The sequence below is a fragment of the Sphingomonas spermidinifaciens genome (assembly GCF_002351485.1).
In the GTDB taxonomy this organism is placed as follows: Bacteria; Pseudomonadota; Alphaproteobacteria; order Sphingomonadales; family Sphingomonadaceae; genus Sphingomonas; species Sphingomonas spermidinifaciens.
In genome coordinates, this window is sequence record NZ_NWMW01000002.1 from 493,006 (window position 1) to 512,573 (window position 19,568).

19 protein-coding genes and 2 tRNA genes are annotated in these 19,568 nt (G+C 65.2%); 5 read left to right on the forward strand and 16 right to left on the reverse strand.

Features of this window, described 5'->3' with window-relative positions:
- The first annotated feature begins 74 nt into the window (after positions 1-74).
- Positions 75-2,984: a TonB-dependent receptor gene (locus COC42_RS12430; RefSeq protein WP_245844236.1), complete on the forward strand. Its 2,910-nt coding sequence runs from the start codon at positions 75-77 to the stop codon at positions 2,982-2,984.
- Complete coding sequence (locus tag COC42_RS12435) at positions 2,981-5,092, forward strand: Atxe2 family lasso peptide isopeptidase (protein WP_141395849.1); 2,112 nt, start codon at positions 2,981-2,983, stop codon at positions 5,090-5,092. The genes COC42_RS12430 and COC42_RS12435 overlap by 4 nt, the downstream gene beginning before the upstream one ends.
- Here the strand turns inward: COC42_RS12435 and COC42_RS12440 are convergent.
- From COC42_RS12440 to COC42_RS12470, 8 genes are all read right to left on the reverse strand, one after another.
- Positions 5,089-6,837 (reverse strand): asparagine synthase-related protein, encoded by a 1,749-nt coding sequence (locus COC42_RS12440; protein ID WP_096343633.1) that lies wholly within the window; start codon positions 6,835-6,837, stop codon positions 5,089-5,091. The genes COC42_RS12435 and COC42_RS12440 overlap by 4 nt on opposite strands.
- Positions 6,834-7,496, reverse strand: a complete 663-nt coding sequence (locus COC42_RS12445; RefSeq protein WP_096343634.1) for a lasso peptide biosynthesis B2 protein — start codon at positions 7,494-7,496, stop codon at positions 6,834-6,836. Before COC42_RS12445 ends, COC42_RS12440 begins: the two co-directional genes overlap by 4 nt.
- Positions 7,497-7,552: 56 nt before the next feature.
- A complete protein-coding gene (locus COC42_RS17490) occupies positions 7,553-7,681 on the reverse strand; it encodes a benenodin family lasso peptide (RefSeq protein WP_141395850.1) in 129 nt (42 codons plus the stop codon).
- A 212-nt stretch (positions 7,682-7,893) separates the two neighbouring features.
- On the reverse strand, positions 7,894-8,334 hold the full coding sequence (locus COC42_RS12450) for a GntR family transcriptional regulator (RefSeq protein ID WP_176484676.1): 441 nt from the start codon (positions 8,332-8,334) through the stop codon (positions 7,894-7,896).
- Positions 8,335-8,348: 14 nt separating this feature from the next.
- Positions 8,349-9,233 carry a phytanoyl-CoA dioxygenase family protein gene (locus tag COC42_RS12455; RefSeq protein WP_245844095.1) on the reverse strand — a complete coding sequence of 295 codons (885 nt, stop codon included), beginning with the start codon at positions 9,231-9,233 and terminating at the stop codon, positions 8,349-8,351.
- On the reverse strand, positions 9,230-9,868 hold the full coding sequence (locus COC42_RS12460; protein ID WP_096343637.1) for an acyl-homoserine-lactone synthase: 639 nt from the start codon (positions 9,866-9,868) through the stop codon (positions 9,230-9,232). The genes COC42_RS12455 and COC42_RS12460 overlap by 4 nt, the downstream gene beginning before the upstream one ends.
- An 81-nt stretch (positions 9,869-9,949) precedes the next feature.
- Positions 9,950-10,699, reverse strand: coding sequence for a LuxR family transcriptional regulator (locus COC42_RS12465; RefSeq protein WP_096343638.1), 750 nt, complete (start codon positions 10,697-10,699; stop codon positions 9,950-9,952).
- A 567-nt stretch (positions 10,700-11,266) separates the two neighbouring features.
- Positions 11,267-11,341, reverse strand: a tRNA-Thr gene (locus tag COC42_RS12470).
- A gap of 86 nt (positions 11,342-11,427) precedes the next feature.
- On the opposite strand from COC42_RS12470, the gene COC42_RS17725 reads away from it, so the two are divergent.
- Positions 11,428-11,583 carry a hypothetical protein gene (locus tag COC42_RS17725; protein WP_176484629.1) on the forward strand — a complete coding sequence of 52 codons (156 nt, stop codon included), beginning with the start codon at positions 11,428-11,430 and terminating at the stop codon, positions 11,581-11,583.
- Here COC42_RS17725 and COC42_RS12475 read toward each other — a convergent pair.
- Together COC42_RS12475 and msrA are read right to left on the reverse strand one after the other, a co-directional pair.
- Complete coding sequence (locus tag COC42_RS12475) at positions 11,580-11,849, reverse strand: hypothetical protein (protein WP_096343639.1); 270 nt, start codon at positions 11,847-11,849, stop codon at positions 11,580-11,582. The two genes, COC42_RS17725 and COC42_RS12475, sit on opposite strands and share 4 nt — an antisense overlap.
- A gap of 71 nt (positions 11,850-11,920) precedes the next feature.
- A complete protein-coding gene (gene msrA, locus COC42_RS12480) occupies positions 11,921-12,469 on the reverse strand; it encodes a peptide-methionine (S)-S-oxide reductase MsrA (protein ID WP_096343640.1) in 549 nt (182 codons plus the stop codon).
- Between the two features lie 99 nt (positions 12,470-12,568).
- Here msrA and galE point away from each other — a divergent pair, with 99 nt between their 5' ends.
- On the forward strand, positions 12,569-13,564 hold the full coding sequence (gene galE, locus COC42_RS12485) for a UDP-glucose 4-epimerase GalE (protein ID WP_096343641.1): 996 nt from the start codon (positions 12,569-12,571) through the stop codon (positions 13,562-13,564).
- An 89-nt stretch (positions 13,565-13,653) separates the two neighbouring features.
- On the opposite strand, the gene COC42_RS12490 is transcribed toward galE, so the two are convergent.
- Entirely contained in the window at positions 13,654-15,813 is a 2,160-nt protein-coding gene (locus tag COC42_RS12490; RefSeq protein ID WP_096343642.1) for a TonB-dependent receptor, read from the reverse strand.
- Between the two features lie 261 nt (positions 15,814-16,074).
- Here COC42_RS12490 and COC42_RS12495 point away from each other — a divergent pair, with 261 nt between their 5' ends.
- Positions 16,075-16,278: a hypothetical protein gene (locus tag COC42_RS12495; protein ID WP_096343643.1), complete on the forward strand. Its 204-nt coding sequence runs from the start codon at positions 16,075-16,077 to the stop codon at positions 16,276-16,278.
- Positions 16,279-16,304: 26 nt separating this feature from the next.
- On the opposite strand, the gene COC42_RS12500 is transcribed toward COC42_RS12495, so the two are convergent.
- The 5 genes from COC42_RS12500 to folK all read right to left on the reverse strand — a co-directional run bounded on the left by COC42_RS12500 (position 16,305) and on the right by folK (position 19,553).
- Complete coding sequence (locus COC42_RS12500; RefSeq protein WP_245844097.1) at positions 16,305-17,498, reverse strand: FtsW/RodA/SpoVE family cell cycle protein; 1,194 nt, start codon at positions 17,496-17,498, stop codon at positions 16,305-16,307.
- 145 nt (positions 17,499-17,643) lie between these two features.
- Positions 17,644-18,762, reverse strand: coding sequence for a rod shape-determining protein RodA (rodA, locus tag COC42_RS12505; protein ID WP_096343644.1), 1,119 nt, complete (start codon positions 18,760-18,762; stop codon positions 17,644-17,646).
- A 26-nt stretch (positions 18,763-18,788) separates the two neighbouring features.
- Positions 18,789-18,932 (reverse strand): hypothetical protein, encoded by a 144-nt coding sequence (locus tag COC42_RS17730; protein WP_176484677.1) that lies wholly within the window; start codon positions 18,930-18,932, stop codon positions 18,789-18,791.
- A gap of 47 nt (positions 18,933-18,979) precedes the next feature.
- Positions 18,980-19,055, reverse strand: a tRNA-Lys gene (locus COC42_RS12510).
- Entirely contained in the window at positions 19,056-19,553 is a 498-nt protein-coding gene (folK, locus tag COC42_RS12515; protein ID WP_096343645.1) for a 2-amino-4-hydroxy-6-hydroxymethyldihydropteridine diphosphokinase, read from the reverse strand.
- Between the last annotated feature and the right edge of the window lie 15 nt (positions 19,554-19,568).

The window sequence follows — 19,568 nt, forward strand, 5'->3', positions numbered from 1 at the left end:
TCTCGCACCCCAGACCGCCAAATCGGCGGCACAGAAACGGGGAGCGGTATATGCGAGTGGGGAAATTGGGCGCGGTGGTCCTGGCGAGCACGGCAATGGTGATGGTCGTGCCCGCGGCGCTGGCCCAGGTGGACGGCGCTCGCGATTATGACATGCCCAGCCAGGATCTCGGCAGCGCCTTGCGCGCGGTCGCGCAGCAGTCGGGCACCCAGGTCATTGCGCCAACCGAGTTGGTTGCCGATCTTCGTGCGCCCGCCCTGAAGGGGCGCTACCGTCCGGAGCAAGCAGTCGCGCAGCTCTTGCGGGGAAGCCGGTTGCGCGCGGCCATGGTGGGCAGCACGCTGGTCGTGCAGCGCGACGATACCGCGCAGGTGGGAAACGTATCCGCTGATGCCGGTGGCGAGATCCTCGTGACCGGCACGCGCATTCGCGGCGAAGCACCCGTTGGCGTTCCCGTCATCACCCTTGATCGCGAAGCGCTCCAACAGGGCGGCTTCGCCACTACGGCGCAGCTGGTCCAGTCAATCCCACAAAACTTCTACGGCGGCGCGAACGAGAATACCGGCTCGCTGATCACTGGCACGGGTGGGGGCAATTCCTCACGCGGCGCTGGGGTCAATCTGCGGGGTCTCGGGCAGATGTCCACGCTCGTGCTGATCAATGGAGATCGTCCACCGCTAGGCGGCGCGGGCGGCACCTTCTCAGACCTTTCGATGGTCCCCGCATCCGTGGTCGAACGGATCGAGATCGTTCCGGACGGCGCGTCCGCCATCTACGGCTCGGACGCCGTCGCGGGCGTCGTCAACGTCGTCACGAGACTCAACTTTCGAGGAGCGGAGACGAGCCTGCGGTTTGGTACGGCCGACGGGGATTCACAGGAATATCAGGGCAGTCAGCTGCTCGGAACCCGCTGGTCGTCGGGTCATGCCGTTGTCGCCTACGAGTTCTACAAACGCGATCGCCTGCGCGCTTCGGACCGCGACTATGCCACCGATGATCTGCGGGCATTCGGCGGGCCCGACCGCCGGCCCGGCTATGCCAGCCCCGGAACCATCTACGCGGGCGGCAGGAGCTATGCTGTTCCCGCTGGCCAGAATGGCGTCGGTCTCACAGCCGCTCAGCTGACCCTGGGGGCCGTCAATCGCCAAGACAGCTGGTTCGGCATCGACATCCTTCCCCAGCAGCAGCGGCACTCGCTGTTCGCGGCCTTCAGCCAGGATCTGAGTACCGATCTGAGATTTTATGGGCATGGCTTGGCGACCTGGCGCCGTTACGACGTCAACCTGCGCTCAGGCGCAGATACGCGCCGAACCGTCCCGGTCACGAACCCATTCTACCTGGATCCGGTCGGGACTCGCCAGCCAGTCGGCGTGGACTATAGCTTCACGCGCGACCTCGGACCGGAAGGCCAAAGCGGTACTGCGCGCGCCTTTGGTGTGACGGCGGGATTGGAAGCGACCTTCGGGCGCTGGACGGTCGACGCACATGGCACCTGGGGAAGACAGGATGAAGCATGGACGCTGCGTAACCGCATAAACTCGGCGCGGCTTGCTCTGGCGCTCGCCGACAGCAATCCAACCACCGCCTACAACCTCTTCGGCGACGGGCCCTCAACCAATCGCGCGACGATCGATTCGATCCGCGGCTACATCAAGAACGACTATTATGGCGTCGTCTGGTCCGGAACGCTGCGCGCCGATGGACCGCTCGCCGCCGTGCCCGCCGGCGACCTCCGTCTGGCCATCGGCGGAGAGTATCGCGAAGACCGTTACCGCAACGGAGCCACGACCTCCTACACCTCCTCTCTCACCGAATTGGTCACGCCGCCGACGCCGCTTCCCGAACTGCGATCGGTGAAAAGCCTGTACGTCGAACTACTGGTGCCCGTGCTCGGCGGCGAGGCCTCGCTGCCCGGCTTCCGCAAGCTCGACGTTTCTCTCGCGCTGCGTACCGAGGACTATAGCGACTTCGGGCGCACGACGAATCCCAAGATCGGCCTGAGCTGGGAGCCGCTGTCCGGCGTCACCGCGCGCGGAAGCTATGGCAAGTCATTCCGGGCTCCGATCTTCAACGAGCTGCGCCAGGACCCGGGGTCGATCGCCATCTTCGCGTTCGCAGTCGCCGACCCGCAGGCGTCGAGCGGGACGTCCAACATCATCGTCATCCGTGGGAATGATCCCAATCTGCGACCCGAGCGCGCCGAAACATGGACCTTGGGCTTGGACCTCAGCCCCGCCTTCGTGCCGGGTTTTCGCATTGGCGCTACCTGGTTCAACGTGGATTATCGCGACCGAATCGCTTCGCCTGCCGCCAATTTGGCCAGCTTCCTGATCAACCGCGACATCTACAATCCCATTCTCACGCCAAACCCCTCCGGAGCGCGGGTCGCGGAGCTCTACGCCTCGCCCTATTATCGCAATCTCCAGAACATCCCCGCGACGGCGCAGTTCGTCGCGGTCGCAGACGCGCGGCTCCAAAATTTGTCTGTCTCCAAGCAGGCCGGCCTCGACCTCGATGTCGCGTATGGCTTCGATTTGTCCGGCGACCGCGTCGAGATCGGGGCGGTCGGCACCTATATCTTCCAAATCCGCCAGCAACTGACCCCGACCGCACAAGCGATCGACGTGGTCGATACCGTTGGCAATCCAGTCGATCTGCACGTTCGCGCACGCGCCACTTTTCAGAAGGCCGGCTTCAGCGCCGCGCTCTTCGGCAACTATGTCGACAGTTACGTGAACAAGACGGCAGTTGCGCCGCAACGCGTGTCCTCCTGGACGACATTCGACCTCAACCTCGCTTACGATTTCGAGCAATCGAGGGGGCCACTCCATGGGCTGCGGATCGCCCTCAACGGCAGCAATATCTTCGACCGTGATCCGCCTTATGTCAGCTATTTCGTGGGCACCTATACCGCCGGCTTCGACGGCGAGAACGCCAACCCATTGGGCCGAGTGGTCTCGCTGCAGATCACGAAGAAGTGGTGAAGCGCCTCGGAGTCGCCGCCGGACTGCTTACGCTCTCAAGCTGGACCGCATCGGTGCACGCAACGCCTGCGGCCTGTCGAGAGCGCCTGCTGCCGCCCGCCCCCCGGGCGGCAGCAGGCAAGCGCCCGATCACCGGCAGCGACCTCGCCCGGCTTCGCGACTTCGGCCGAATGGACGAGGCGGCGGGTCGCGAGCCCTTTGCAGTTTCGCCGGATGGGAAGCACGCGGTTCTGGTGCTGCGGCAGGGAGATCCCGACACCGACCGCTATTGCATCGGCATTGTCCTGATCGCGCTTGACGGCGCGGGACCGCCGAGGCTGCTCGACGTGGGTGGCGAGATCATCGCCGCGCCGAGCGACGTGCATGGTATTCCCGCGATCCCCAGCGGCCTCCCGGGAAATGGCACACCGACATGGTCGCCGGACGGCAAATGGATCGCCTATCTGCGGCGTGACGGGGTCTTCACCCAAGTCTGGCGTGTCGGCCTCGACGGCACGCCCGCCGTGAAGTTGACGCAATTGAAGACCGAGCCGTCCTCCGCCCGCTGGGCGCGGGATGGCCGCGGGATCGTCGTCGCCACTCGCGACCGGCTGGACGAGGAACGCGCCAAAATCGTGCAGGAAGGCAGGACCGGCTACCATTATGACGAGCGGTTCTGGTCCTTGGCCGAGCCCTACCCGCATCCGCGTCTTCCGATCCCGACGAGCAACGCGTATCTGGATATGCGTTCGCTGGTCCTCACGCCGATCTCGACGGTCCGAGCGGAGGAACTGACCAGCGCCGGCGGCGCCCGCCCTCATGGCGCGGCCGTTGCCAACGGCCCGGCCGACGCCCGCGCCTGGGTGGCATCGGCTGATCCGCAACGGCCAAACGGTGCCTCGCAGCTCTGGATCCAGCTCGGAAATGAGGCGCGCCCGTGCGCAGCCATGCTGTGCCGAGAACCGATTGCCGGACTGTGGTGGGTGTCAAAGGATGAGCTTCTGATCCTGCGTGGCGGCGATCAGACGAACGGCGGCCGCACAGCACTCTATCGCTGGCAGGTGCGGACCGCTGAACCGAAGAAGCTGCTCGAGACGGCGGACTGGCTCCTTGGATGCCACCTCCTCCAGTCTAAGTTGGTCTGCGCTCGCGAGTCGGCCGTGCATCCTCGCGTCATCGTCGCGCTCGATCCGGCGAACGGCCGGTTGACCACGGTGTACGACCCAAATCCGGAGTTTCAGGGGCTCGCTGTCGGCAGAGTGGAACGGCTCGCTTGGTCGGATCCTGCCGGGGTTGCGACCTATGCGGACTTGGTCTTGCCGCCGGACCACCGTTACGGTCAGCGGCACCCCTTGGTCGTTGTTCAGTATGTCAGCCGTGGGTTCCTTCGCGGCGGCACAGGTGACGAGTATCCGATACATGCCCTTGCCGCCCGCGGCTTCGCCGTCCTGAGCTTCCAGATGCCGCGCAACGCACCCGAACTGGAAGCGGAAACAGACTTCAACGTTCGGCAAAGGCTGAAGGTCAAGAACTGGAGTTGGCGACGTCGCGTCTTCTCCGTGCTAGACGCAGGGCTCGACCTCGCCATTTCGAAGGGCGCAGTCGATCCAGCCCGGATCGGCATTACCGGAATGAGCGATGGATCCAGCACCGTGCAGTTCGCGCTTATCAATTCGCGACGGTTCAGCGCCGCCAGCGTCAGCACATGTTGTGACGATCCGAGCGGTGTGTTCGCCGTCGGGCCGAGCTACGGCGCCTCGGCAAAGGCATGGGGCTATCCGGCCGCGGGCGAGCATGACGACGCATTCTGGAAGCCGCAGTCGCTCGCGATGAACGCCAACTGGTTGCAGGTGCCGTTGTTGATGCAACTGCCTGACGGCGAATACCGCATGGCCGCGGAGGGGTTCGCTGCCTTGCAAGCCCATGGTGCCCCGGTCGACATGTACGTCTTCCCGGATGAGCGGCACACGAAATTGCACCCCGCGCATCGTCTTGCGATCTACGAGCGGAACCTGGCGTGGTTCGACTTCTGGCTTCGCGGCGTGGACGATGCGAACCGAAAATTGCGCTCCGAGATCGCCCGCTGGCGAATGTTACGTTCCGCAGGTCGACGGCTCGCGAAACGCTAACGTGACGACCAGCCAGAAGCCCATGCCTCAAAATCGACCAGCGCCATCAACTGGGAGAGGGCGTCACGCGTCGGCAGAGGCCCGGCAAGCGCGGCTGCGATCGCGTCCTTGTTGAGGAGGCTGTGCCGCGCAAGAGTACCGCCTAGGAGCATCTCGCGCACAAGCGCGCGGTGTTGATCGATCAACCTGGTCACCAGCCCATTGAAAGCTCCTTTTGTTCGGCGGTCGACGACAATGGCGGGGAGGCGATCGCGGAACGCTTCGCGGGCGACCGCGCGGTTGCGTCCGCCTGTGCACCACAACCAACTCGGAACCGAAAGGCAGGCCTCGAGAATGGGCTGGGACATCAGCGGTGAAATGTGGGGCGCCTTTGTCTCGCGGCCATAGCCTTCAAGATGATTGAGGATGCCAATGATCGACCAGACGTGGCGGCGGCTGCCGGGGGGCGCGTCGCTCGCGGCTTCCAGCCAGGGATTTCCCTGCGGCCAGGGCAGATTTTGTCGCGCCTCACTGGAGATAAAGCAATTGGTCATCGGGCGAGGAAAGCTCCCGACCGGCCGAAGCCTGCATCGTAACGCGGCGGCGAGTACGCGCCACGCGTTGCTTTGTGAGATTTGCGCGACATCGATCGCAGTTCGCAAGACCCCAGGACCGATCCCTTCGATCTGCGCCCGATCGATCAAGGGCAAGGCAGACTGAAGCAGGCAGAAGACGCTGTCGCCGCCGGCGCCGCCGATGAACCCGTCCGCTCCTGTCTCCTCCGCAAGGACCCGGATTGGCCGATCCAGGGCTTGAGAGAACAGGCGGGCGCAAGGACGCGGCAGGTCTGCGGCATCCGACCGCGTCAGGTCCACAACGCCGGTATCGAGCTCCAACTCTGCCAGATCATAGCCGAGGTGCGTGGCTATCGCGCGAGCCCAGGGCCTTTCGTCGGGATCGCCAGGTACGGGTCCAAACGTCAGACAGCGCCCTTCGGTTTTGTCGCCCGCCAATCCCGCCGCGACAATCGCGGAGTCCAGCCCGCCCGAAATCTCGATCAGCGGCCGCTGGAAAGCGCTGCCCCATGCCCGCAGCGTTTGCGTTGCCACGGTTCCGAGGCTGGCCGCCGCGCGGTCAAAATCCCGATTGTCTTCGGCTTGCGTGGCGAAGGTCCAGGGCGACCAGATGCAGCAAAGGTCGATCGAGCCGGCGCCAATTTTCAGCAAACATCCCGGTGGAACTTCGCTGATGCCGTGCAGTGCGGTTCGGACCGGCCTGATGTCACGATACACCAGACCCTGGGCGACTATGGTCCAGTCAATGCTGGGACGGACCAGACCAAGTTGGATGAGCAGGTCCGGCCGGGACGTAAGGATATGGGCTGAGTCGATCGCGGCGTGGTAGCAAGCCATCATGCCCGAGGGGTCGCGCATGACCTCGACTGCGTCCGCCCGACGCCGGAGTAAGACATAACCTCCCCAGTACCGGCTCGTCATTGCATCGGGCGCGCTGCCTGATGTCGTCGGATCCAACTCCGTCGTTCGATTACCCGAGGCGCGCTCGAAAAGATGACCCCACACCATGCCTCGCCCATCGGCAAACCGTGTCTGGCTTGCGCCGCGATCCCCGAGGACGAGCAGTCCTGGGGTGTTGAGCAGGTCGTCTAACCCGTGCTGCCGACGAAGAGCATGTCGTGCGCCGGTGAGCCCTTCAGGGAACGGCAAACCGGCGTCGAAAATGAAGGCTATGAAGGCAGAGCGGTTCATAGCGCCAGAATGGGTGTGAAGCGCGAGACATGGTCGTAGCTGTCGTTCAGGATCGCATCTCGGGTCTGAAGCCAGCAATGCGCTGCGAACGGCGCGAGCGACACTCCGAAGATAAAGCGGGATCCATAGCCTCTGCGCGCCAACCAGCTGTCCAGGGCCAGTGAGTCGAGCAGGCAATTTCGTGCGATCGGGATCAGGTTTCGCGATCGCAGGAACTGCTCGACGGTTTCGAATTGGTCCGCCGCGGCATCATACAGTTGCAGCGGTGGCCGAACGAGCCGCGCGCCGAAAATCGAGCGAAACGGGAGGCACCGAAGCTTCAACCACGTCAAGGCAATCGTGGTCCCAACGCGCAGCGGCTGCTCGATGGGCGCCACCTGCCGGTTTGCGCCCCCTTTCGGTTCCGGCAAGATAATCCGCTCCCTGAAAGCATTGGTTGGCTCGGGATCAAGATCCCGCAGGATCTTCGCACGCCCCAGCGTGGACAATACGGCCTCAGGCGGTCTGGCTGCGTACGAGCAGTTCAGCCACTGGCGGAATGCGTCGGTCGCTTCGTTTGGGACCTGAAAATATCGATCCTGGCGGATGTCGAGCAGGATCACCCGTTCCGACGCGACGCAGGCGGTGGTGTGCGGCATCAGCCGCCAGAACAGGGACAAGCCGGATCTCCCGCATGTACGGCGCCGACCCTGCGATGCGGGCCGGCGCGCGCACTTCAGTCGTCAGAGAGCCCGAAGGGGATCAGCCCGGCGCCGTCGACGTCGCCCTGGAGCTCGCCCTGCGTCTCGACGCTGGCGGCACCGAGATCGATCAGATCGACGGTTTCGTTGAGTTCGCGGTCCATGGTCATTCTCCTGTCGCTGAATGCGACCGGAAGAATCTTCATCAAATGGGCGGCTATAAGAAGATTATAATCGGATTATAACCGAAGTCCGGCTCAGAATGCCTCCCGCCGCTGGATCAGTTCGGCGACAGCCTTCATCCTGCGAAGATGATAGCGCCGCACTGCTTGCGGAAGCCCCGCGCCACTGACGGTGAGTACGTCTAGCTCACCAATCAGAGGCTCGAGAACTTCCGGCTCGACCATCCGAAACGGGTGCAGGCGATCGCCAGCATTCCGATTGCCGCGCGAATCTCGCGATTGGGGGCGATGTCGGCAAACCGCTCGAAAAGCTGCGCCGTCCGCGCGGCCATCGTCTCGCCCGCGAGCTCGTCCTGCGCGAATGGACTTCGAGCGGTCCGCAGTGCCATCAAGATCAACGCAGAATGCCATTCGTACAGATCGCGAAGGGCGGCCTCGCGCAGCCGTGGAACGTGAAACCCCTCGCCGGCGCTGGCTTCCACCAGCCTCTCGCCGACCAGGCGGTGCAGGACGTCGCGCACCGGCGTCATACTCACCCCGAGTTCTTCGGCGATGCGGCTCGCCTCCAGGCGCACTCCCGGCGGGTAACGACCTTCGCGCAGCAGTTGCTTCAGTGTCGCGTAGCTTCGCTCCATTGCTTGGAGCGGGCTCATGCCCCGGCCTCCTGGCCCGTGCGATGGGCAGCGACCGCCTCGGCCTGCTCGGGCCTGAGCGCGTCCACCGCGCCGATATGCTCGGGAAGGTTGCCGGTAAGGAGGAGCGAGGGGCATATGCCTTCATAGTTGCCGAGGTTGGGGCGGTGCTGGCGGTAGCCGACCAAGCCGGCGAGCTCGGAAGAGAAGTCGCGCGCGATTGCCGGCGGATAAGCCAACCACTGGTTCTCATAGGGTTTCAACCAGCCGAGGCAGTAGCTCACCACAACGGCGTTGCGGATTTCGGCGCTGCGGTTTGCGCCGGCGCCGTGCAGTGTCGATCCCAGGAACAGGAAGGCGTTGCCGGGCCCATATTCGGCGACGATCGGGTGCCCGGGCATCGCGTTCCTCAGCGCTTCGCCGCCATGGCTACGCGGATAGATGATCGTGCCGCCATTCTCGACGGTGAAAGGCGTGAGCGGCCACATCACGTTGACCAGATACTCGACCTCGCCCTTGACCCCTTGCCACATGTCCTGGTCGCGATGCGGGAACTGCGCCGGCGCACCCGGGTGCAGCCCGATCGCCTGCATGAGGTTGAGCTGAAGGTTGTCGCACCATGGCGAGAGCACGGTCTCCGCGATAGTAAGGATGAGCGGTTGCAGCGCCAGCGCGGCGGCATGCGGTGAGCGCTTCAGCAGGCTTCCGAACCGCTTGGTGCGGCCGCCATAGAAATCGCCTTCGCAGAAGGGCGTGGCATCATAAATGGGCGCGAGGTCGGCCGAAAGCGCCTCGATGGTCTCGCGCGGCAGCGCATCGTGGACCACGCACCAACCTTCCTTGTTCAGGAGCGCGAGCGCCGCGTCGCCGCCCACCGGCATGATGTTCGCTTCAGTGGTCATCTCGGGGCCTCAGCGGTGGGCGGCGCGGCGCGCCGGCAGTTTGTGGGTACGATCGGGAACCAAACGCCACCCGCCGTCAGATCGGCCGGTGTGTTCGGGGTGATCGTGATCTCGAGCGCGCCAAGGATCGCGCCCTGGTTCGGGAGCGGTTCGCCGAGCGGGCGGCATTGCCATCCGAAGCTCAGGATTTGCTCCAGCCACGCGATCTCGGCGACGCCGGTATAAATCTCGATCTCGGCCTGAAGTGCGTGGGCAGCAATTGCCGAGACCAGCTGGTTGCGGACCTGCCGGCGTTCTGCTGCCCGTAGCTGCCGACCCAAGCAGAAGCGCGAAATCTCCCACACGCGAGGACCTCGTGGGACGGCACGCTCGCACAATGCAGGAAAGAGCGTGTCGAGGATGTGCGGCCGTGTCGTCGGCAGCAGTCTAGCGGACGCCAGATGCGCATGATCGGCATTGGTGAGGATCAAGTAACGCGCATGCGCATCGTCGAACTGATCGACCTCATAGCGCCCGTCGAGAACCGGCAGGTCCCATTTGAGCAGGTCGATGAACACGCTTTTTCGTGCGGCGAACATCCCCCGGAACACGGTGTCCGTGACGCTGTCGACAGTGGAATCGACGAGAAGAACCATGACGCTGCACCCCTCAAATGAAGAGGGGCCAAGCATCCCGATCCGCGCGGCGACGCGGTATCCCAAGAAATGGGGGTAGCGTCAGCGCTTCAGGATATCGGAGAAGCTGATCAGTCCATCGAACAGCGCACGGACCGCCAGCAGCGCGCGCTTCTGGACGCCGTAGCGCTCGCGGGCGTGCTTCAAATGCTGGATCACCGTTTCATGGCTGACACCGAGGATCACCGAGATCTCCCAGTCAGTCTTGCCGCGCGCAGCCCAAAGCACGCAATCGCGTTGCCTATCGGTGAGGATGGGAGGGTGTTCGGTGAGGATGGCGCGCGAACCCGAGATCCGGCGAGCTGCCTCGAAGGCGAAACCTCCGATGAGCTGGCAGACGAACTGAAACTCCTCCGGAAACGGCCGTCCGGCATCGACCGCAAACGAGCACGAGCCGAGCGCCTCGCCCGGTACGCTCGCTGGTATTGTGAACCCTTCGCCGATTCCCAGGCGATAAGCGCGCTCGAGCACGCATCTATCGTCGGGTGTGAGTTTAATCATGTTGGGAACGGCAGACCAAGCAAAGCCGACACTGGCGAGATTGCAGGCGCGGTGGATCGGATCTGACCTGCCGAGCCCGTGCTCATCGAACCATTCCTCCCAACTCGGCGGGTAGTTGTGAAGGCGAACCGCTGGCCCCGCTTCGCGTCCGAAATCGATATGGTGGGTAAGGGCGAAATAGCGCACGCCCATGTCGGTGCAGCACTGCAGCAGCGACTCGTATAGGGCCTCGCGCGTCGGTGCGGAGCGAGCATGTTCCACGAACACTTCGGCAATGCGCAAACGCGGCATGGCTACCCTGGCCGCACGCGGGCGCAGACCTCAACCCGCACTCCCGTCGATGCACCCCGCTAGGCTCATAGCCGAACAACTTCTCAAGGGAGTCGGTCGAGCGATTATGTATCCTAAATCGCGCCAAGCGGAGTTTCTGTAAAGAAAATAACCAAGTTACGCTGCGTCAACGATGACGATGTCCATTGATCACTGGTGAGCTGGACGGCCAGGCACCTGAGAGCTGCCGACCCTGAGGCCCTAAGAACGCGGCAAGGCGCTTCTGCATTTTCGCAAGGCTGGTCCAGCTTTGACTTCACAAATTGCACTGAAAACGATGACTACCTCGCCCCGTGCGAACTTTGCGCATTCGAGCAAAGGCATTACCCTTTCCACCGTTCGCTGTGCGCTGGCCGCCTGTACCTAACCTCCTCGCAAGCAGACCAGGAAGCCCGCTCTAGCCGCAGTTCGTGCGCTACGAATTCCCGCGCTTCGATCTCCGCTGCTTCCAATACGCTTCCGATTTCCGGTCGCGGCTCCGCTGCCTCGAACCAGAAGATCGTAAGCGGTTGTTATATATAGGAAAAATGGTGCTGCCGGTGAGGATTGAACTCACGACCTCAGCCTTACCAAGGATGCGCTCTACCACTGAGCTACGGCAGCACCGGGACCGCCCCGTGGGGCGGACAGGGCCGGGCCTATGAGTGGGCACCGAATGATTGTCAACCCGCGCAGCTTCGATCTATCGAGTGCGTATGCAACGCGAGGATGATCGAGCGGCGCGGCTAGCGGAAGCGCTGCGCGCCAATCTGCGCCGGCGAAAGGCGCAGGCCAGGCAAGTCGCCGGCGAGCAGGCGGCGGAGCCGATCGCGCCGGCATCGCCGCCTGCCGCTGACGGCGATTAGTTCCCGTTTACCAGCGCGTTCTGCTGTGCCTCGCTGAGATCGTCGGTGTCGACGTCCGACTCGTCGATCGCATCGGCGCGCGCTTCGGCATTGTCTTCGATCTGGTCGGCGACGGCCTCGTTCGCGCCGTTCGCGACGGCGGCTTCGGCCTGCGCCTCGCCCTGTTCCTCGGCGCGTTCGGCCAGCGCATCGTCGCCGTCACCGCCGCAGGCGGACAGGGGGGCGGCGGCGAGCACGAGCAGGGCGGGGGCGATCAGGCGCTTCATGGGCGTGTCTCCGGTTCGGGACCGTTACGGCCCGGGCCGGCGCTCAACCCGCCGATCGCCCGCCGGTTCCGTCAGGCGCCCGCCTCGACCGCCTTCGACCGCTCGGCAAAGCTCTTGCGCAGCTTCCTGAGCTTGGGCGGGATGACTGCGAGGCAATAGGGGTTGCGCTGCCCTTCGCCGTCCCAATAGCCCTGGTGATAGTCCTCGGCCGGGTACCAGCGATCGGCATGCTCGATCGTCGTCACGATTGGGTCCGGCCACTCGCCCGCGTTCCGCTCGATGGCGGCACGCGCTTCCGCCTCCTGTTCGGGAGAGTGGGGGAAGATCGCCGAGCGATACTGCGTGCCGACATCGTTGCCCTGGCGGTTGAGCGTCGTCGGGTCGTGCGTCGCGAAGAAGATGTCGAGCAGGTCGCCATAGCTCACCTGGTCGGCGTCGAAGGTGACGCGGATCGCCTCGGCATGACCGGTCGTGCCGCTGCATACTTCCTTGTAGGTCGGGTTTTCGGTCGAACCGCCGATATAGACGCTCTCGACCCCCGTCACGCCGATCACGTCGTTGAACACCGCCTCGGTGCACCAGAAACACCCACCGGCCAGCGTCGCCACTTCCTCACGCATGTCTTTCGTCTCCTGAATGACGCTTCAGATAGGTTGGGCGTGGCGCGATCCAAAGGGGGCGGGTAAGGCGGGCGCATCGAAAGCGACAGGGGCGACGCGATGCGCGATGGATGCGTGATGGTGACGGGCGGGGCGGGCTATATCGGCAGCCATGCGGTGCTGGCGCTGCTCGACGCGGGCTGGCGGGTGGTGGTGGTCGACAATCTCGTCACCGGCTTCGATTGGGCGGTGGACAAGCGCGCGACGCTGGTCGTCGCTGACATCCGCGACGCCGAGAAGGTACGAGGCGCGATCGCCGAGCACGGCGTCACCGCGATCATGCACTTCGCCGGATCGGTGGTGGTGCCCGAATCGGTCGAGAACCCGCTCAAATATTACGCCAACAACACCGCCGCCTCGCGCGACCTGCTCGAAAGCGCGGTGGCAGGGGGCGTCCGGCACTTCATCTTCAGCTCGACCGCCGCGACCTATGGCATTCCCGACGCCGTGCCGATCCGCGAGGATGCGCCCAAGTCGCCCATCAACCCCTACGGCATGTCCAAGCTGATGACCGAGGCGATGCTGGCCGACGTCGCCGCCGCGCACCCGATGAACTATGCGGCGCTCCGCTATTTCAACGTCGCCGGCGCCGATCCTGAAGGTCGCAGCGGCCAGTCGACCGCGGGGGCGACGCACCTCATCAAGGTGGCCGTGGAGGCCGCGACGGGGAAGCGCGGCCATGTCTCGGTCTTCGGCACCGATTTTGCGACCGCCGACGGGACGGGCGTGCGCGACTATATCCATGTCAGCGACCTTGCCGCCGCGCACGTCGATGCGCTCAATCTGTTGATTGCCGAGCCCGAACAGAGCCGCACGTTCAACGTCGGCTATGGCCGCGGCTATTCGGTGCTTGAGGTACTCAACGCGGTCGACCGCGTGACCAACCTCAACATCGAGCGCCGGCTGGAGGGGCGGCGCGCGGGCGACCCAGACGCGCTGGTCGCCGACAATGGCGCGATCCTGTCGGCGCTGCCCTGGCGGCCGCGGCACGACGATCTCGACGGCATCGTCCGCGACGCGCTTGCCTGGGAGCGCAAGCTCGCCGAGCGGAGATAGGGCGGTGGCTCCCGCAACGACGGGAGCCTTTGGCCACAACAGAAAACCTGCCGGCTCTGCGCTCCCGCCTGCGCGGGAGCACTGAACCCTCAGATCTGGAAGCGGAGCGTCGCGCGGATGTCGCGGCCGGCGAGCGGCGCGAAGTCCTTGAGGAAGCTGGCGTGGCGGCGTGCCTCGACATCAAAGATGTTGTTGGCCGACAGCGTCAGGCTGGTCGCGTTGCCGGGGCCGAAGGGGCGGAACGCGACCGAGGCGTTGACCATCGTATAGCCCTCGGTCGGCAGCTCGAACGCGGTCACGCGGTCCTGGTCGAACACATGCTCGACCTCGACCCGGCCGTTCAGCCGGTCGCTGTTCGCCTCAAGCCCGCCGAGTACGCGCAGCGGCGGGATGCGCGGCGCTGGGCCGACGCCGGTGATCGTCGTGCGGACATAGTCTGCGAGGCCGTCGATACTGACGCGCGTGGCGCCGAAGGTGGCGAGGTCGGCGCGCGCCTCCGCCTCGAAACCCCACACGCGGGCATCGGCCTGCGCGTAGACGAAGACGGGCAGCTCGTCGACTTCCTCGCCGGTCGGCGACTGATAGATATAGTCGTTGAACCAGTTGTAATAGCCGGCGAGCGCGAAGCTCAGCCCTGGCGCAGAGCCGCGCAGCGTTGCCTCAAGCCCCCAGCTCTTCTCCTTGACGAAGTTTGGGTCGCCGATCTCGAACGCCTGCGTGCCCGCATGCGGCCCGCTTGCGAACAGCTCTTCGGCCGAGGGCGCGCGCTCGCTGCGTGACCCGTTGAGGCCGACGCGCACACCATCGGCAAGCTGGTAGCTGGCGCCGAGCGACGCCGACACGGCGTCGAAGCTGCGCTCGTAACGCGGCGTTTCGAGATCGGCATCGGCCTGTGCGGTCAGGCTGGTCCGCTCGTACCGCGCACCGCCCTCGACCCGGAAGCGGCCGAGGTCAAGGCTCTGGAGCGTGAAGACGCCGAACTGCTCGGTCGTGTTGCGGGGGACGAACTTCTCCTCGCCCTGAACGTCGAAGTCGCGGATGAACATCTGCGCGCCGGACGCGCCCTTCCAGCCGCCGCGGGCGCGCTGGACGAGCTCGAGCCGGCCTTCATAGCCCTGGTTGAAGAAGCTGGTGCCGATCTCACCCGATTCCTCGATCTCGTCGTGGCGATAGTCGGCGGCGGCAAGGCGAAGACGGATGCGGTCGAGGAAACCACCGTCGGTCTCGACCTCGCCGCGCACGTCGAAGCGAGTCTGCTTGAGGTTGAGGCGGACATTCTCGTGGCTGTGCCCCTCCTCCTCCTCGTGGCCGTGCTCCTCGTCCCCGTGATCGTGGTCGTCACCCTCCTCGTGCGCGAACTCGATCCGGCCGGGGACGCCGTAGAGGCTCTCATAGCGGCTCACCGAAAAGCCCAGATGGCCGCGATCGGTAACAACCGACAGGCCGCCGGCGACTTCCCACGTCTCGGAAGCGGTGTTGGGCAGGCGGCCGCGCAGGCCGGCATTCTCGCGCACCTCCGCCTCGTCACTCGCGGCGGCGAGGCGGCGGAGCTGCGGGCTGAGCAGATAGCCACCGGTGCGCAGGTCGTCGGTGCGAAGATAGCTGCCGTCGAGATGCGCAACGATCTTGCCCGCGATCGGCACGTCGATCTCGCCCGCCGCCGAGCGCTCCTCGGCAGCCGAACCATAGGTGCCGATCGCATCGACATGTACCGCTTCGGTCGGCATCGCGCGCGGGATGCGGTTGTCGATGACGTTGACGACGCCGCCGATTGCCGACGAGCCGAAAAGGAGCGCCGAGGGGCCGCGCAGCACCTCGATCCGGTCGGCGGTCAGCGGGTTGATGACCGGCGCGTGATCGACCGAGTTGGTCGAGGCGTCGATCGAACCGATGCCGTCGATCAGCACGCGCACCCGGTCGCCGGAAAAGCCGCGCAGGATCGGCCGTGACGAGCTCGGCCCGAAGGACGAGGCGCTGACGCCCGGCAGCCGCGCGAGTGTGTCACCGATAGATGGGCGCAGGTCGCGCGTCAGTGCCTGGCCGGTCAGCACCGACGTGCCCGACAGGATGTCGGCCTGCGCCTGTTCATAGGGGGCGGTGACGATGATGTCGGCTCGCGCGTCCGAATGATCCCCGCGCTGCGCGGGCTCGGCCGCGTTGGTGTCGGCAGGCGCGGGCGGCGTCTCCTCGGCGAGCGCTGGCGTCGCGGCGAGGATCGAGGAGGCGAGGAGCACGGAGCGAAACAGCATCGGCACGATTCCGGTAAGCTTGGGGAAAGTCGCGCCTGTCTACCGCGATGTTATAAAGTAACAAGAGCTTTTTTGCACCTGCGAGCGGTTTGCACCGGCGCGCAGGCGGCCGATGAACCAGTTCTTCCCGTTGGATGCCGCGCGGCGGCCGCGCTTCCGGCCGGAGCTACGACCGCGACTGCTCAATCCGCGCATCCGGGACGATATGAGATTTGCCTCACCTTGCTGCCCAACGCCGGGGTGAGCAATGATCGGCGCTGCATGCTCCGCATGAAGGAGATCGTTCGCTTCGCCCGGCGTCACCGCTGGCGCGCGGAGACCGTGATTATGATGCCGTACGATGGAGTAGGTGGCCCGGCCACCCAGTTGCGGCGAGGACGCTCGGTCGCGGGTGGCGACATGAATCCGGGCGGGTGCGTGACCAGCTTCGCACTCTTCATGCTCGCCGATCGCGGCGCCACTTGATCCGATCGCCGCGCGCCGGACCGCGGTCAGCCGTAAGCGAGGCGCCTCGCTCGCAGATACGGGTTGCGGCGGGTGAAGGCGAGCAGCAGCCCCATGCCGATCGACAGCGCCAGCATCGAACTGCCGCCATAGGAGATGAAGGGCAGGGTCATGCCCTTCGATGGCGCCAGCTGGACGTTGACCGCCATGTTGATGAGCGCCTGCAGCCCGAATTGGATCGCGAGGCCAGAAGCGGCGAGGAGCGCGAAGACGTCCTCCTCGTCGAGCAGCTTGACCAGCACCCGTACGACGATCGCCAGATACAGGCAGGCGACGGCAGCGCAGGCGATCAGTCCGAACTCCTCGCCAATGACCGAGAAGATATAGTCGTTCTGCGGCTCGGGCAGGCTGAACTTGCGTGTGCCGCCGCCTGGCCCCATGCCGAACAGCCCGCCGGCCGTCAGCGTCTGCATCGCCTTCTCGACCTGGTAATTGTCACCCTCGCCAAACAGGAAGCCGTCGATCCGGATGGTCGCGACCGGATAGAAGAAATAGGCGAGGATGACGCCCACGACCGCAGCCACACCGAGCAGACCGAGGATCCTGAGATTGATGCCCGCAAGGGTCAGCATCGTGATCCAGATCGCGCCGAAGATGATCGTCGATCCGAAATCCGGCTGCTTCATCAGCAGCACCGCGACGATGCCGACCAGCCAACCCGACAGCCAGAAGATCGGCAGCCCCTTTTCCTTCTCCTTGATCGACATAAGCCACGCGAGCGTCACCACGAAGAAGGGCTTGAGGAACTCCGACGGCTGGAGCTGGCCGATGCCGAGTTCGATCCAGCGGACCGCGCCGTTCTTCTCCGCGCCGACGAACGGCACCGCGGCGAGCAGCACCAGGAAGATGAGCGCGCCGCCCAGCGAGAATCGCCGCGCCCGGTCGCGCGGCATCATCGAGATGAGGATCATCACCGGCATCGACACCGCCACCCACATGAGCTGGCGATAGAAGAAATGAAGGTCGCCGAGGCGCGTGCCCTCGTCCGAATAGCGCAGCGCCGCAGCGGGCGAGGCGGCGGCGACGGCGATCAGGCCGACGACGATCAGCGCCGCCACGAGCAGGAGGAGGACGCGGTCGATCTCCCACACCCAGCGTCCGATCGGCGAGCGGTCGGCACGGCCGTAATGCGCCGGATCGATCGGCAGCTTGAGCTTCAGCGCACCCGCCAGCGTCTTCACATCATTCCCCCAGCGCAACACGCAATGCAGGCCCGTGCGCCCGAACGCCCCTCAGCTGATCGGACGGCGCCCGACCGAATCGTAGATCGTCGCCAGCGCCTTGTGAATCCACTGCGCATCGGTTCGTCGCATTTTCGGCGGAAGCCTAAAGCTTGCGGCCGTAACCTCGATTTTCGCGGTCGATCGACATCAGCATGCCGATGCACAGCATCACCGTCAGCATCGACGACCCGCCATGCGAGAACAGCGGCAGCGGGATGCCCACCACCGGCGCCAGCCCCACGTTCATCAGCATGTTGATCGCGAAGTAGAAGAAGATCGTCATGATGAGGCCAATCGCGGCCAGCTTGCTGAACCGGTCCTTCGACGCACGCGCGACGTTCATGCCCCAGCGGAAGAGAATGAAGTAGCACGTCATGAGGAACAGCACGCCGACAAAGCCCCATTCCTCGACCATCGCGGCGAGGATGAAGTCGGTTTCGGGCTCGGGCAGGAAATGGAGCTGGCTCTGCGATCCGTGGAGGAAGCCCTTGCCGAACAGGCCGCCCGACCCAATCGCGATCTTCGACTGGACGATGTGGTAGCCGGCGCCGAGCGGATCCTGCTCGGGGTTGAGGAAGATCGCCACCCGATCGCGCTGGTGCGGCAGCAGCGCGTATTTGTAGAGGATCGGGATCGCGGCGCCGGCGGCGATGCCGCCGAGGACGAAGAGCCGGATGGGCAACCCCGCGATGAACATGATCGTGAGCGAGGAGAACATGAGCAACAGCGCGGTACCGAGGTCGGGCTGGAGCAGGATCAGCCCGACCGGCAGCAGGATGATGAGCGCCGCGGGCCAGATGGCGCTGAACGTCCGCATATATTTGGTCGGTACGCTGGCATAGAAGCCGGCCAGCGCGAGCACGAGCACCGGCTTCATCGGCTCCGACGGCTGGAACTCAAACACGCCAAGGTCGAACCAACTGCGTGCGCCGTTGCGCACCGACCCGAATATCTGCACCGCGACCAGCGCCACGATCAGCGCGGCATAGGCCGGATAGGTGAGGTCGCGAAACATCTGCGGCCTGAGCATCGAGATGCAGAGCGCCAGTCCGAGCAGGATCAGCAGGCGCATCAGATGCCTGAGCGCCCATGGCGTCATCGACCCGCCCGCAATCGAAAACAGGGTCAGCGCCCCGAACGAGCCGATCGTCAGCACCAGCAACATCGGCAGCCAGGGCAAGCGGATGATCGAGGCCGGAAGAACGAGGCTATTGCGCAGCATATCTCACCGGGAGTCGCGGTTGGTCGTCACATGCGCGCACGCAGGCCGATCTCGCCGGCGGCCATACCGGGCATGGCCGGCGTGTTCAATATCGAAGCGCCGGGCTCCCCGCGCCCCTCGACGAACGCCGACGGATCAGCGCCAGCGACCGGCGCAGCACGATCGATCATACGGCGCGCCAGGCGCTTCAGCCTCTCGACCTGGCTTGGAAGGGCGATGGTGGGTCCGCCGGGGCTCGAACCCGGGACCTCTCGATTAAAAGTCGCTTGCTCTACCGACTGAGCTACGGACCCCTACCATCGGGGTCGCGACCTAGGGATCGCGCGGGCCCCGGTCAACCGGGCGCGAAGCTGGGCGAGGGTGAGGCCGGTCACCGGGTCGCGCCAGCCGCGCGCGATCGCCGCGGCGGGACACAGGACGAAGGCGCGGTCGCGGAAGGCGGCGTGCGGAATCGTCAGCGCCCGCTCCTGCCAGCGTCCGCCTGACCATAGCACGATATCGAGATCGAGGACGCGGGCGCCCCACCGCCGGCCGCGCCGCCGACCGAAATCGCGCTCGATCGCCTTGAGCGCGGAGAGCATGGCCGGCGGGGCAAGCTCGCTCTCCACGAGCGCGGCGGCATTGGCGTAGCGGCGATGCGATGGCCCGAGAGGCGCGCTCGAGATCACCGGCGACAGCGCAGTTACGCGGCCGGGGAGCCTCGTCGCCGCCGCGCGCAGCGTCGAGGCGGGCGGTCCGTGCCGCGAACGCCGGTTCGATCCCAGTGCGATCAGATAGGTTGCGGTCGCCACGATGGCCCGCCTATG